This window comes from Streptomyces sp. Ru73 (genome assembly GCF_002920575.1).
Taxonomy (GTDB): Bacteria; Actinomycetota; Actinomycetes; order Streptomycetales; family Streptomycetaceae; genus Streptomyces.
In genome coordinates this window covers 1-13,346 of the sequence record NZ_PQSQ01000090.1, presented here as the reverse complement: position 1 = coordinate 13,346, position 13,346 = coordinate 1, and the positions used below count along the sequence as shown (strand labels likewise).

Annotated in this window: 14 protein-coding genes; 13 read left to right on the top strand and 1 reads right to left on the bottom strand. The window is 72.3% G+C overall.

All coding sequences use genetic code 11. The features are described from left to right. Positions 1–22: 22 nt before the first annotated feature. A complete protein-coding gene (locus tag C3486_RS29090; RefSeq protein ID WP_103835761.1) occupies positions 23–1,213 on the bottom strand; it encodes a YihY/virulence factor BrkB family protein in 1,191 nt (396 codons plus the stop codon). Between the two features lie 404 nt (positions 1,214–1,617). Here C3486_RS29090 and C3486_RS29085 point away from each other — a divergent pair, with 404 nt between their 5' ends. The 13 genes from C3486_RS29085 to C3486_RS29025 form a co-directional block, all read left to right on the top strand. Further along, a complete protein-coding gene (locus tag C3486_RS29085; RefSeq protein WP_103835760.1) occupies positions 1,618–2,925 on the top strand; it encodes a GAF domain-containing protein in 1,308 nt (435 codons plus the stop codon). A 199-nt stretch (positions 2,926–3,124) separates the two neighbouring features. Beyond that, complete coding sequence (locus C3486_RS29080) at positions 3,125–3,691, top strand: GNAT family N-acetyltransferase (RefSeq protein ID WP_103835772.1); 567 nt, start codon at positions 3,125–3,127, stop codon at positions 3,689–3,691. Between the two features lie 131 nt (positions 3,692–3,822). Continuing rightward, positions 3,823–3,906, top strand: a complete 84-nt coding sequence (locus tag C3486_RS38840; RefSeq protein WP_351598321.1) for a putative leader peptide — start codon at positions 3,823–3,825, stop codon at positions 3,904–3,906. A 221-nt stretch (positions 3,907–4,127) separates the two neighbouring features. Then, on the top strand, positions 4,128–5,819 hold the full coding sequence (locus tag C3486_RS29075; protein WP_103835759.1) for a nitrite/sulfite reductase: 1,692 nt from the start codon (positions 4,128–4,130) through the stop codon (positions 5,817–5,819). After that, positions 5,816–5,998, top strand: coding sequence for a hypothetical protein (locus tag C3486_RS38320; protein WP_103835758.1), 183 nt, complete (start codon positions 5,816–5,818; stop codon positions 5,996–5,998). Before C3486_RS29075 ends, C3486_RS38320 begins: the two co-directional genes overlap by 4 nt. Continuing rightward, entirely contained in the window at positions 5,995–6,696 is a 702-nt protein-coding gene (locus tag C3486_RS29065) for a phosphoadenylyl-sulfate reductase (protein ID WP_103835757.1), read from the top strand. Before C3486_RS38320 ends, C3486_RS29065 begins: the two co-directional genes overlap by 4 nt. 40 nt (positions 6,697–6,736) lie before the next feature. Continuing rightward, complete coding sequence (cysC, locus tag C3486_RS29060; protein ID WP_103835756.1) at positions 6,737–7,270, top strand: adenylyl-sulfate kinase; 534 nt, start codon at positions 6,737–6,739, stop codon at positions 7,268–7,270. After that, positions 7,267–8,208 carry a sulfate adenylyltransferase subunit CysD gene (cysD, locus tag C3486_RS29055; RefSeq protein WP_103835755.1) on the top strand — a complete coding sequence of 314 codons (942 nt, stop codon included), beginning with the start codon at positions 7,267–7,269 and terminating at the stop codon, positions 8,206–8,208. The genes cysC and cysD overlap by 4 nt, the downstream gene beginning before the upstream one ends. Before the next feature lie 2 nt (positions 8,209–8,210). Continuing rightward, positions 8,211–9,545 (top strand): sulfate adenylyltransferase subunit 1, encoded by a 1,335-nt coding sequence (locus C3486_RS29050; RefSeq protein WP_103835754.1) that lies wholly within the window; start codon positions 8,211–8,213, stop codon positions 9,543–9,545. Between the two features lie 215 nt (positions 9,546–9,760). Then, positions 9,761–10,882, top strand: a complete 1,122-nt coding sequence (locus tag C3486_RS29040) for an aliphatic sulfonate ABC transporter substrate-binding protein (RefSeq protein ID WP_103835771.1) — start codon at positions 9,761–9,763, stop codon at positions 10,880–10,882. Between the two features lie 35 nt (positions 10,883–10,917). Then, complete coding sequence (locus tag C3486_RS29035) at positions 10,918–11,721, top strand: ABC transporter ATP-binding protein (RefSeq protein WP_103835752.1); 804 nt, start codon at positions 10,918–10,920, stop codon at positions 11,719–11,721. Next, positions 11,708–12,634, top strand: coding sequence for an ABC transporter permease (locus C3486_RS29030; RefSeq protein ID WP_103835751.1), 927 nt, complete (start codon positions 11,708–11,710; stop codon positions 12,632–12,634). Before C3486_RS29035 ends, C3486_RS29030 begins: the two co-directional genes overlap by 14 nt. A 92-nt stretch (positions 12,635–12,726) precedes the next feature. Continuing rightward, positions 12,727–13,346 (top strand): sirohydrochlorin chelatase (locus C3486_RS29025; protein ID WP_181138741.1); only part of this gene is annotated, 620 nt, incomplete at its 3' end.

Sequence of the window (13,346 nt, the reverse complement as noted above, 5' to 3'; positions counted from 1 at the left end):
ACGCAGCATGGTGCGCGTGGCCTCAGCCGTCCTTCTTCTTCGGGGGGTGCGGCCCGTCCTTCCTGAGGTGGTGCAGCCGGGCGCGTACGTCGTCCACCGGGTGGAACTTCGACCAGCGCTCGGGGAATTCGGACGGCGGCTCCGGCCCCGGCCCGCCGTCCGCGCCCTCGTCACCGTCGTCCTCGTCGTCCTCCGCGTCGTCCAGTTCGCCCTCGCGCTCGGCCTCCTCGCGGGCGCGGCGCAGCTCCTCGGCCTCGGCGCGGCGGCGCTCCTCGCGTTCGGCGCGGCCCGCCGCGGTGGCGAGGGAGGGCCAGACCCGGTCCAGTGCCGCGTTGACCGCGGCGCCGACCAGCACCGCGAAGGCCGAGACGCCGATCCAGAGCAGGACGGCGACGGGCGCGGCGAGCGAGCCGTAGATCGTCGGTCCCTCGACCGTGGAGGCGAGGTAGACGCGGAGCAGCAGGCTGCCCAGCAGCCACATCGCGAGCGCGACCACAGCGCCGGGGATGTCCTCCTGCCACGGGGAGCGGACCGGGACGGAGACGTGGTACAGCGTGGTGAGGAAGACCACCGAGAGCAGCAGGACCACCGGCCAGTACAGCGCCCGGATGACGTCCTCGCTGGAGGGCAGCAGGTGCACCACGGTGTCCGGGCCCGCGACCATCAGGGGCAGCGCGACGGCGCCGAGGACCAGCGCGACGAGGTACAGGAAGAAGGCCAGCAGGCGGGTGGCGACGATGCCGCGCTTGCCCTCCAGGCCGTACATGATCGTGATGGTGTCGACGAAGACGTTCAGGGCCCGCGAGCCGGACCACAGGGCGATGGCGAAGCCGATCGAGATGACGTCCGGCCGGCCGCCGCGGAAGATGTCGTCGAGCAGCGGCCGGGCGATCTGGTCCACGCCCTTGTCGGAGAGCACGGCGGCGGACGCCTGGAGGATGTTCTGCCGGATGGTGTCGATGGTGTCGTGGCCGATCCACGGCTCCATGTAGCCCAGCAGCCCGATCAGGCCGAGGAGCAGCGGCGGGAGCGAGAGCAGGCAGAAGAAGGCGGCTTCCGCTGCGAGCCCGGTGACGCGGTACTCCATGCAGGAGTTCACGGTGTCCTTGAGCAGCAGCCAGCCGAGCCGGCGTTTCGACACGTGGCGGTACAGGACGCGAGCCCTGTGCAGACGGCCCCGGGGGCGCTCGGCTGGTTCGTTCGCTTGCTGCACCTGCTCACCGTATCCGGCGGCGACGGCGCGGCCCGCACCCCGAGCGGCGCGGTTCCGGCCGCCGCCCGGCCGGGGCGCGCGGCGGGGGCCGGGGGCGCGGCGGCCGGCCCGTGCCCCTGCTCGGGGTGAGAGGCACGGACCGGGCGTCGCGCCCTGCGCCGGAAGCGGCGCCGCGCCGACTCGGCGCCGCTTCCGGCGGGGCAGCCGGACGTGGCGCGGGCGGGCGCGAGGAGGCGGCCCTGCCCCGGCGCACGGAGACGGCTTGCCCCCACCCTTTCCGCTCGTCGCACCGCGGGGCAACCGTTGCACGACGTTGCAACGGATCTGCCGATTCCGTGCTCGGCGGCGGCCCCGCCCCGGCACGATGGGCCGCAGCGATACACCAGAACTGCACAAGCGGAGCGATGTTGAGCACACGGCACCACGACAGGACCCGGACCCCCGTCCTGACAACGGCGCTGGACTCCCGGGAAGCGGCCCGTCGGCTGGCTTCCGTACGAGAGGCCGCCCTCGCGGGGGACGACCCGCCCGACGGCCTCCGTACGGTGATCGGGGAATCCTGGCGCCGGGTGCTCGGCCAGGGAGTGGACCCGGACCGGGACCGCCGCGAACGTCCGCTGTCCCTCGCCGAGCTGGAGGAGCGCCGGCACCACTCGCAGCTCGCGCAGCTGCTGCCGGTGCTGCACGCCCGGCTCCTGCCGTGCGCCGAGGCGGCCCAGCAGATCATGGTGGTGACCGATCCGGAGGGCCGGGTGCTGTGGCGCGAGGGACCGGCGGCGGTGCGCCGGATGGCCGACCGGCACGGGTTCGAGCCGGGCGCCTCGTGGACCGAGGACGTGGTCGGCACCAACGGCATCGGCACCGCGCTGGTCACCCGGCAGCCGGTCCTCGTGCACTCCGCCGAGCACTACGTACGCAGCCACCACCAGTGGACCTGCGCCGGCGCCCCGCTGCACGACCCGCGCGACGGGCGGCTGCTGGGCGTCGTCGACCTCAGCGGCCCGGCGCGCTCCTTCCACCCCACCACCCTCCCGCTGGTCTCCGCCGTCGCCCGGCTCGCCGAGTGCGAGCAGCGCACCGCGCACCTGGCCGCGCTGGACCGGCTGCGGGCGAGCGCGGCGCCGCTGCTGGCCCGGCTCGGCGGCCGGGCGCTGGCGGTGGACCGGGACGGCTGGACGGCCGCCGCCACCGGCACGGCCCCGCCGGACCGGGTGGCGCTGCCCAGATGCCCGCAGGCCGGGCCGCTCTGGCTGCCGCGGTACGGCCTGTGCGTGCTGGAGCCGCTGCCGGGCGGCTGGCTGGTGCGGATCGGGGACGACGGGCCGCTGGACCCGGCGCCGAGCCGGGTGGTGCTGGACTTCGGCTGCCGGACCCGCCGGACGGTGACGGTGTCCGGCCCGGCGGGCAGCTGGTCGCACGAGCTGAGCCCGCGCCACGCCGAGGTGCTGCTCGTGCTGGCCCTGCACCCCGAGGGCCGCACCTCGGCGCAGCTCTCCCTCGACCTGTTCGGGGACGCCGGCCGCACCACGACGGTCCGCGCCGAACTCTCCCGGCTGCGCCGCACCCTCGGCTGCGTCCTCTCCCACCGCCCGTACCGCTTCGCCGACGGCATCGAGGTCACACTCCACCGCCCGCCCCACCCCACCGACCTCCTCCCCCACTCCACGGCCCCGGCGGTACTGACGGCCCGGGGCCACGCCCCCCGCGAGTGACCACCGGCGCACCCGGAAATCCCGTTGCCGCGACCGGCGGCTCGATGCGCACGGGGGAGCGGGTGGCGCGCTGGGGCGGCGGCTTTCTCGGCGCCTCGCTGCCGCCGCGGTAAGCAGGTGGCGCGGTTCGCGGGCGCGGTCTTCTCACAGGACGAGACCGGCGGCGGCTCCGGGCGCTGCGCATGATTGGGTGGCCGCCATGAGCGTCACCGTCACCACGTGGTACCTGGAGCAGACCGCCGCCTCGGATCTCGTGCCCGCTGCCGAGCCGCCCGCCGGGCAGGAGGTGCGGATCGTCCGGTCCGGTACGCCGCTGCCGGAGTTCAGCCGGTTCCTGTACACGGCGGTGGGCGGGGACGTCACCTGGACCGACCGGCTGCCGTGGACGTACGCGCAGTGGCAGGAGCACCTGGGGCGGCCCGGTACGGAGACGTGGGTGGCGTACGAGCGCGGGACGCCGGCCGGGTTCATCGAGCTGCAGGCGGACGGCGAGGGCGCGGTGGAGATCGTGTACTTCGGCCTGATACCGGCGTTCCGCGGCCGCCGGATCGGCGGCCACCTGCTCTCGTACGGTCTCGCGCGCGCCTGGGACCTGGCCGAACGCTGGCCCGAGTGCGTGCCGACGAAGCGGGTGTGGCTGCACACGTGCAGCAAGGACGGCCCGTACGCGCTGGGCAACTACGAGCGCCGCGGGCTGCGGATCTACGACACCACCGTGGAAGAGGAACCGGAGACGGCCACCCCCGGCCCCTGGCCGGGCGCCTGAGCCCGCCCCCGGACGCCGGTCACGCCAAGCGGAACGTGACCGGCGCCACATTGTCTCACTTTGCAAGACATACTCGTCCGCATTCTGGACAACGGTGGACTGCCCCAAGACCGTCGTGCCACGCTTCCGTCATGTCTCGAGCTGGAATTGCCTTGGTGAGTCGGCGCCACGTCGACCTTGCGCGCGTGTCCAGCGCCATCTGTCAGGCGCGCTGACGCTGTACCGCACAGGGGTTCCCCGCCCCTGACAGCACCCAGCTCCACCGACTTTCTCCCGCCGTCCCCATCGCCGCGGACGTGCGACCACCCCTGATCCGGCAAGTCATGCCAAGGCGCGCTCCGACGCGTCGTGAACAGGCACGTCTTCGCAGGTCACAGTGGGTGCACCCCTGCCTGAAACCGCATCCCCTGCAGCCGCCGAGAAGGACGTACTCACCATGGCCGCCACCCCCGAACGCCCTGCCACGACCCGCCGCAAGGCCGGACGCCACCGCGGCGAGGGCCAGTGGGCCGTAGGTCACTTCACTCCGCTCAACGGCAACGAGCAGTTCAAGAAGGACGACGACGGTCTCAATGTGCGGACACGCATTGAGACGATCTACTCCAAGCGCGGCTTCGACTCGATCGACCCCAACGACCTCCGCGGCCGGATGCGCTGGTGGGGCCTGTACACCCAGCGCCGGCCCGGCATCGACGGCGGCAAGACCGCGGTCCTGGAGCCGGAGGAGCTGGAGGACAAGTACTTCATGATGCGGGTGCGGGTGGACGGCGGCCGGCTGACCGTCGCCCAGCTGCGCGCCATCGGCGAGGTCTCCGAGCAGTACGCGCGCGGCACCGCCGACATCACCGACCGGCAGAACATCCAGCTGCACTGGGTACGCATCGAGGACGTGCCCGCCATCTGGGACAAGCTGGAGTCCGTCGGCCTGTCCACGACCGAGGCGTGCGGCGACTGCCCGCGCGTGATCATCGGCTCCCCGGTGGCCGGCATCGCGGCCGACGAGATCATCGACGGCTCCCCTGCCGTGGACGAGATCCACGAGCGCTACATCGGCAGCAAGGAGTTCTCCAACCTGCCGCGCAAGTTCAAGACCGCCGTCTCCGGCTCCCCCGTCCAGGATGTGGTCCACGAGATCAACGACGTGGCGTTCGTCGGCGTGAACCACCCCGAGCACGGCCCCGGCTTCGACCTCTGGGTCGGCGGCGGCCTGTCCACCAATCCCAAGCTCGCGCAGCGGCTGGGCACCTGGGTCCCGCTGGACGAGGTCGCCGAGGTCTGGGCCGGCGTCGTCGGCATCTTCCGCGACTACGGCTACCGCCGGCTGCGCAACCGCGCCCGCCTGAAGTTCCTGGTCGCCGACTGGGGCACGGAGAAGTTCCGCCAGGTGCTGGAGGACGAGTACCTCAAGCGCAAGCTGGTGGACGGCCCGGCGCCCGAGGCGCCCGTCTCCAAGTGGCGCGACCACATCGGCGTGCACAAGCAGAAGGACGGCCGCTTCTACGTCGGCTTCGCGCCGCGCGTCGGCCGCGTCGACGGCAAGACCCTCACCAAGCTCGCCGAGCTGGCCGCCGAGCACGGCTCGGACCGGCTGAACACCACCGTCGAGCAGAAGCTGATCATCCTCGACGTTGCCGAGGACCAGGTCGACTCGCTCGTCGCCGGGCTGGAGGCGCTGGACTTCCAGGTCAAGCCCTCGCCGTTCCGGCGCGGCACGATGGCCTGCACCGGCATCGAGTTCTGCAAGCTGGCCATCGTCGAGACCAAGGGCCGCGGCGCCGCCCTCATCGACGAGCTGGAGCGCCGGATGCCGGAGTTCGAAGAGCCGATCACCATCAACCTGAACGGCTGCCCGAACGCCTGCGCCCGTATCCAGACCGCGGACATCGGTCTCAAGGGCCAGCTGGTCCTGGACGCCGACGGCAACCAGGTCGAGGGCTACCAGGTGCACCTGGGCGGCGCGCTCGCCCTGGAGGCCGGCTTCGGCCGCAAGGTCCGCGGCCTGAAGGTCACCGCCGACGAGCTCCCCGACTACGTCGAGCGGGTGCTGCGCAACTACGAGGCGGAGCGCACCGACGGCGAGCGGTTCGCCCAATGGGCGGCACGCGCCGAAGAGGGTGCGCTCAAGTGAGTGAACGTGCCGCGCCGTTCTTCTGCCCTTACTGCGGGGACGAGGACCTGCGGCCTTCGGAAGAAGGCCACGGGGCCTGGGAATGCCGGTCCTGCAGCCGGGCGTTCCGGCTGAAATTCCTGGGCCTGCTGACCGAGGGAGTGTCCGGCAAGTCCCCTTCCGACGGAGGTGAGTCGTGACCACCGCAACCACTGGAGCCGACCTTCAGGCGCTCGCCGAGCAGGCGGGCCGCGACCTGGAGGACGCCCCGGCCCTGGAGATCCTCAAGTGGGCCGCCGAGACCTTCGGTCCGCGCTTCTGCGTGACCTCCTCGATGGAGGACGCGGTCGTCGCGCACCTGGCCTCGCGTGCCTTCCCCGGCGTGGACGTGGTGTTCCTGGACACCGGTTACCACTTCCCGGAGACCCTCGGCACCCGGGACGCGGTCGCCGAGGTGATGGACGTCAACGTCATCACTCTGACGCCGCGTCAGACGGTGGCCGAGCAGGACGCCGAGTACGGCCCGAAGCTGCACGACCGCGACCCGGACCTGTGCTGCGCGCTGCGCAAGGTCAAGCCCCTCGAAGAGGGCCTGGCCGGGTACGACGCGTGGGCGACGGGCCTGCGCCGGGACGAGTCGCCCACCCGGGCGAACACCCCGGTCGTCGGCTGGGACGCCAAGCGGCAGAAGGTGAAGGTCTCGCCGATCGCGAAGTGGACGCAGGCCGACGTGGACGCCTACGTCGCCGAGCACGGCGTACTGACCAACCCGCTGCTCCAGGACGGCTACGCCTCCGTCGGCTGCGCGCCCTGCACGCGGCGCGTGCTGGCGGGCGAGGACGCCCGGGCCGGCCGCTGGGCCGGGAGCAACAAGACCGAGTGCGGACTGCACGGGTAAGGCCGCCGACCGCACGATGACGGACACTCAGGAGATACGAATGACGGGCGCCACGATCTGGCTGACCGGTCTGCCGAGCGCGGGCAAGACGACCATCGCGCGCGAGCTGGCCGAGCGGCTGCGCGGCGAGGGCCACCGCGTCGAGGTGCTCGACGGCGACGAGATCCGGGAGTTCCTCTCCGCTGGTCTCGGCTTCAGCCGGGAGGACCGGCACACCAACGTCCAGCGCATCGGCTTCGTCGCCGAGCTGCTGGCCAGCAACGGCGTCAAGGCGCTGGTGCCGGTGATCGCGCCGTACGCGGACAGCCGGGAGGCGGTGCGCAAGCGCCACCAGACCGAGGGCACCCCCTACCTGGAGGTGCACGTGGCCACGCCCGTCGAGGTGTGCTCCGAGCGCGACGTGAAGGGCCTGTACGCCAAGCAGGCGGCGGGCGAGATCTCCGGGCTGACCGGCGTGGACGACCCGTACGAGGCTCCCGAGTCGCCCGATCTGCGGATCGAGTCGCACACCCAGACCGTGCAGGAGTCCGCGGCGGCGCTGCACGCGCTGCTCACCGAAAGGGGACTGGCATGACGACGGCAGCCATCACGGACACGGGCGCGGGGCAGGACGACTCCTACGCCCTGTCGCACCTGGACTCGCTGGAGTCCGAGGCGGTGCACATCTTCCGCGAGGTGGCGGGCGAGTTCGAGCGGCCGGTGATCCTCTTCTCCGGCGGCAAGGACTCCATCGTCATGCTGCACCTGGCGCTGAAGGCGTTCGCGCCAGCGCCGGTGCCGTTCTCCCTGCTGCACGTGGACACCGGGCACAACTTCCCGGAGGTCCTGGAGTACCGGGACCGTACGGTCGAGAAGCACGGGCTGCGGCTGCACGTCGCGTCCGTACAGGACTACATCGACCGTGGCGTCCTCAAGGAGCGCCCGGACGGCACCCGCAACCCGCTGCAGACCGTGCCGCTGACCGAGGCCATCCAGCAGCACCGCTTCGACGCCGTGTTCGGCGGCGGGCGGCGCGACGAGGAGAAGGCCCGGGCCAAGGAGCGCGTCTTCTCGCTGCGCGACGAGTTCTCGCAGTGGGACCCGCGCCGTCAGCGCCCCGAGCTGTGGCAGCTCTACAACGGCCGGCACGCTCCCGGCGAGCACGTCCGCGTGTTCCCGCTGTCCAACTGGACCGAGCTGGACGTATGGCAGTACATCGCCCGCGAGGGCATCGAGCTGCCGCAGATCTACTTCGCCCACAAGCGCCAGGTCTTCCGGCGCAGCGGCATGTGGCTGACGGCCGGCGAGTGGGGCGGCCCCAAGGACGGCGAGACCGTCGAGACCCGCCAGGTCCGCTACCGCACCGTCGGCGACATGTCCTGCACCGGCGCCGTCGACTCCGACGCGACGACGCTGGAGGCCGTGATCACCGAGATCGCCGCCTCCCGGCTCACCGAGCGGGGCGCGACCCGCGCCGACGACAAGATGTCCGAGGCCGCGATGGAAGACCGCAAGCGCGAGGGGTACTTCTAACCATGAGCACGATCACGAACGAGGTTCTCGCGGAGACCACCCTGCTGCGGTTCGCCACTGCCGGCTCCGTCGACGACGGGAAGTCGACCCTGGTGGGGCGGCTGCTGCACGACTCCAAGTCGGTCCTCACCGACCAGCTGGAGGCCGTCGAGCACGCCTCCCGCAGCCGCGGCCAGGAAGCGCCCGACCTGGCGCTGCTGACCGACGGGCTGCGCGCCGAGCGCGAGCAGGGCATCACCATCGATGTCGCCTACCGCTACTTCGCCACGCCCCGGCGGCGGTTCATCCTCGCCGACACCCCGGGCCATGTGCAGTACACCCGCAACATGGTCACCGGCGCGTCCACCGCCGAGCTGACGGTGATCCTCGTCGACGCCCGTAACGGCGTCGTCGAGCAGACCCGCCGGCACGCCGCGATCGCCGCGCTGCTCCGCGTCCCGCATGTCGTCCTCGCGGTCAACAAGATGGACCTCGTCGACTACGAGGAGACGGTCTTCGCGAAGATCGCCGAGGAGTTCACCGCGTACGCCGGCGAGCTGGGCGTCCCCGAGATCACCGCGATCCCGATCTCCGCGCTCGCCGGTGACAACGTCGTGGACCCGTCCTCGAACATGGACTGGTACGGCGGCCCGACGGTGCTGGAGCACCTGGAGACCGTCGCGGTCAGCCACGACCTGGCGCACTGCCACGCCCGGCTGCCCGTGCAGGTCGTCATCCGCCCGCAGACCGCCGAGCTGCCGGACTACCGCGGTTACGCGGGCCAGATCGCGGCCGGCACGTTCCGCGTCGGCGACCCGGTCACCGTCCTGCCCTCCGGCAGGACGTCGAAGATCTCCGGGATCGACCTGCTCGGCAAGCCGGTCGACGTCGCCTGGACCCCGCAGTCGGTCACCCTCCTGCTGGAGGACGACATCGACATCTCACGCGGCGACCTGATCGTGCCGACCCCGGACGCGCCCACGGCCACCCAGGACATCGAGGCGACCGTCTGCCACGTCGCCGACCAGGCGCTCACCGTCGGCCACCGGGTCCTGCTCAAGCACGGCACCCGTACGGTCAAGGCGATCGTCAAGGACATCCCGTCCCGGCTGACCCTCGACGACCTGTCGCTGCACCCGCACCCGGGTCAGCTGGTCGCCAACGACATCGGCCGCGTCAAGATCCGTACCGCCGAGCCGCTGCCGGTCGACGCCTACGCCGACTCGCGGCGCACCGGCTCGTTCATCCTGATCGACCCGAACGACGGCACCACGCTCACCGCGGGCATGGTCGGCGAGTCCTTCGCCGCGCCGGAGCCGGTGAAGACCGAGGCCGACGACGAGGGCTGGGACTTCTGACCATGGCGGGCGAGGCGTTCTCGACGTTCGCGAAGGAGGGCGGCCGGATCGGCAGCGGCGCCCTCGGCAGCGGGCAGGGCGGAGTCGGCCGATGTGTGCGCTGATCCCGCTCCGCCTCGCCCTGCCCGCCGGACCCTTCCGAAGACCACCTGCCCTGCCGGGCGCGCCCTAGGGGCGCGTACCGCCCCGGCCCACCGAGAGGAACCCCTCCCGTGCTGCCTGCCGCTCGCCCCCGCCCCACCGCCCGCCGCCTGATCGCGGCGGCCGCCACCGTCCCGCTGCTGACCGGGGCGCTGGGGGCCTGCGGTTACGGCTCCAAGGCGCCGAAGAGCACCAAGCCGGTGGCGGCGGAGGGCCCGAAGACGGACGGCCTGGACGCGGTCAAGGTCGGGTACTTCGGCAACGTCACGCACGCGACGCCGATGGTGGACCGGCAGAAGGGCTTCCTCCAGAAGGAACTGGGCGGCACGCAGGTCAAGCCGTACATCTTCAACGCCGGGCCCTCGGAGATCGAGGCGCTGAACTCGGGCACGATCGACATCGGCTGGATCGGCCCGTCCCCGGCGATCAACGGCTACGTCCAGTCGCACGGCGACAACCTGAAGATCATCGGGGGTTCGGCCTCCGGCGGGGTCTCGCTGGTCGTGAACCCCAAGAAGGTCAAGTCCCTGAAGGACCTCAAGGGCAAGCGGATCGCCACCCCGCAGCTCGGCAACACCCAGGACGTGGCGCTCCTGAACTACCTGGGCGAGAAGGGCTACCAGGTCGACCCGGACACCGGGAAGGGCGACGTCGGGGTCCTCCGCCAGGACAACAAGGAGATCCCGGGCAGCTTCCGGCAGGGCGGCATCGACGGCGCCTGGGTGCCCGAGCCGACCGCTTCCAAGCTGGTCGCCGAGGGCGGCCGCACCCTGCTGGACGAGAAGCAGCTCTGGAAGGACGGCAAGTTCGTCATCACGAACATCATCGTCCGCCGGCAGTTCCTCGAGGAGCACCCCAAGGCCGTCGAGGCCGTGCTGCGCGGCTCGGTGAAGACCAACGACTGGATCAAGGGCCACCCGGCCGAGGCGGCCCAGGCCGTCAACGCCTCGCTCGCCGACCCCAAGGTCTCCGGCACCCGGCTGCCGGACCAGGTACTCAACAACGCTTTCCGGAACGTCCAGGTCACCGACGACCCCCTCGCCTCCACCCTCAAGGAAGAGGCACGGCACGCGGTCAAGGCCGGGCTGCTGAAGAAGCCCGACCTGAACGGCATCTACGACCTGCGGCCGCTGAACAAGGTGCTCAAGGCCGAGGGCAAGCCACCGGTCGACGCCGCCGGGCTCGGCGCTCAGTAACCGATCGATCCGTACGGTCCCAGGAGGTGACACCGATGACGACCCCTACCCTCACCCAGCAGGCCGCCACGGCCGGCCCGCAGCAGACGGCCGGCTACGCGGCGCGTATCGACCACGTCTCGAAGTCCTTCGGCCGCCCCGGCGCGCAGCAGCACGTACTGGACGACATCACGGTCGATGTCGCGCCGGGCGAGTTCGTCTGCCTCCTGGGCGCGTCGGGCTGCGGCAAGTCCACGCTGCTCAACCTCGTCGCGGGGCTGGACGAGCCCAGCGCCGGGACCATCGACGTGCCCGGCAGCCGCCCGGCCCTGATGTTCCAGGAGCACGCGCTCTTCCCCTGGCTCACCGCCGGCAAGAACATCGAACTGGCCCTGAAGCTGCGCGGGATGCCGCGCGCTGAGCGCCGTACCGAGGCCGAGCGGCTGCTGGAGCTGGTCCGGCTCAAGGGCGCGTACGGCAAGCGGGTGCACGAGCTGTCCGGCGGCATGCGGCAGCGGGTCGCGATGGCCCGCGCGCTCGCCCAGGACAGCGGACTGCTGCTGATGGACGAGCCGTTCGCCGCGCTGGACGCCATCACCCGCGACGTGCTGCACGACGAGCTGACCCGCATCTGGGAAGAGACCAGCCTGTCCGTCCTCTTCGTCACGCACAACGTCCGCGAGGCCGTCCGGCTCGCGGAGCGGGTCGTGCTGCTGTCCTCCCGGCCCGGGCGCATCGCCCGGCAGTGGGAGGTCGACATCCCGCAGCCGCGCCGCATCGAGGACGCCGCCGTCGCCGAGCTCTCCGTAGAGATCACCGAACAGCTCCGTGGGGAGATCCGCCGCCATGGCCAGCACTGAGACCACCACCGAGACCCGCAACGCGGCCGACGCGAAGGCGGCGGGCGCGCGCGGGGCCGAGACCGCCGGCCTGGAGGCCGGGCTGGACGCGCTGGAGACGCAGGTCGTCAGCCGCCCGCCCGTGCTGCGTACGCTGCTCTCCAAGGTCCTGCCGCCGGTCGTCGCCGTCGTCATCGTGCTGGCGCTGTGGCAGCTCGCGTACCACGTCGAGGTCAAGCCGCACTACCAGCTGCCCAGCCCGCTCGACGTGTGGGGCTCGCTCCGCGAGAAGTGGCTGGAGGGCACGCTCCTCAGCTACGTCTGGGAGTCGGTCTCGCGCGGCGCGCTCGGCTTCGTCGCCTCGCTCGTCATCGGTACGCCGCTGGGGCTGCTGGTCGCCCGGGTGCGCGCGGTGCGCGCGGCGATCGGCCCGATCCTCTCCGGCCTGCAGTCGCTGCCGTCGGTGGCGTGGGTACCCGCCGCGATCATCTGGTTCGGCATCACCGACGCCACGATCTACGCGGTGGTACTGCTGGGCGCCGTGCCGTCCATCGCCAACGGGCTGGTCTCCGGCGTGGACCGGATCCCGCCGCTGTTCCTGCGCGCGGGCCGGACCATCGGCGCGACCGGTCTGCGGGGCGTACGGCATGTGCTGCTGCCCGCCGCGCTGCCCGGTTACATCTCCGGGCTCAAGCAGGGCTGGGCGTTCTCCTGGCGGTCGCTGATGGCCGCCGAGCTGATCGCCACCTCGCCGGACCTCGGCGCGGGCCTCGGCCAGCTGCTGGACCAGGGCCGCGTCGGCTCCGACATGTCGCTCGTGCTCGCCGCGATCCTGCTCATCCTGGTCGTCGGCATCGGCATCGAGCTGCTCATCTTCGCCCCCGTGGAGCGCCGCGTGCTGCGCAGCCGCGGACTCCTCGCCAACGCCCGCTGACCGCTCACGAGAACCCTGCGAACGGACACCCCATGCGACCCCACCTGCTCGCCCCCACCCCCGGCACCGCCTCGGCCGCCGGCCGGTGCGGGCTGCGCGCGCGGCCCGCGCTGCTGGTGATCGCGCACGGCAGCCGGGACCCGCGGCACGCGGCGACCGTCGGCGCGCTGTGCGCACGGGTCGGCGAACTGCACCCGGAACTGCGCGTCGAGGTCGGCTACCTGGACTTCAACGCGCCGAGCGTGCCGCAGGTACTGGAGCGGCTGCACGCGGACGGCGTGCGGGACGTGGTGGCGCTGCCGCTGCTGCTCACCCGCGCCTTCCACGCCAAGACCGACATCCCGGCGGTGCTGCGCGAGGCGTGCGCGCGGCTGCCCCGGCTGTCCGTCCAGCAGGCCGACGTGCTCGGCCCCGCGCCGCTGCTGGTCGGCGCGCTGGAGCGGCGGCTCACCGAGGCGGGGCTCTCCCCCGCCGACCGTGCCTCGACCGGGGTCGTACTGGCCTCGGCGGGGTCCTCGGACCCGGAGGCGATCGCAGTGATCGCTGAAATCGCGCGGGAGTGGCGGCGCACCACTGGTTGGTGTGCCGTGCGGCCTGCGTTCGCCTCCGCATCCCTTCCCCGCACGGCGGACGCCGTGCGGGAACTGCGGGCCGAGGGCGTCGCGCGCGTCGCCGTCGCCCCGTACGTCATCGCGCCGGGCCGGCTGCCGGA

What these genes read in the sequence shown, in the direction of transcription:
- C3486_RS29085 (WP_103835760.1), top strand. Translation starts at nt 1,618, where the DNA reads ATGTTGAGCACACGGCACCACGACAGGACCCGGACCCCCGTCCTGACA.
- C3486_RS29080 (WP_103835772.1), top strand. Translation starts at nt 3,125, where the DNA reads ATGAGCGTCACCGTCACCACGTGGTACCTGGAGCAGACCGCCGCCTCG.
- C3486_RS38840 (WP_351598321.1), top strand. Translation starts at nt 3,823, where the DNA reads ATGTCTCGAGCTGGAATTGCCTTGGTGAGTCGGCGCCACGTCGACCTT.
- C3486_RS29075 (WP_103835759.1), top strand. Translation starts at nt 4,128, where the DNA reads ATGGCCGCCACCCCCGAACGCCCTGCCACGACCCGCCGCAAGGCCGGA.
- cysC (WP_103835756.1), top strand. Translation starts at nt 6,737, where the DNA reads ATGACGGGCGCCACGATCTGGCTGACCGGTCTGCCGAGCGCGGGCAAG.
- cysD (WP_103835755.1), top strand. Translation starts at nt 7,267, where the DNA reads ATGACGACGGCAGCCATCACGGACACGGGCGCGGGGCAGGACGACTCC.
- C3486_RS29050 (WP_103835754.1), top strand. Translation starts at nt 8,211, where the DNA reads ATGAGCACGATCACGAACGAGGTTCTCGCGGAGACCACCCTGCTGCGG.
- C3486_RS29035 (WP_103835752.1), top strand. Translation starts at nt 10,918, where the DNA reads ATGACGACCCCTACCCTCACCCAGCAGGCCGCCACGGCCGGCCCGCAG.
- C3486_RS29030 (WP_103835751.1), top strand. Translation starts at nt 11,708, where the DNA reads ATGGCCAGCACTGAGACCACCACCGAGACCCGCAACGCGGCCGACGCG.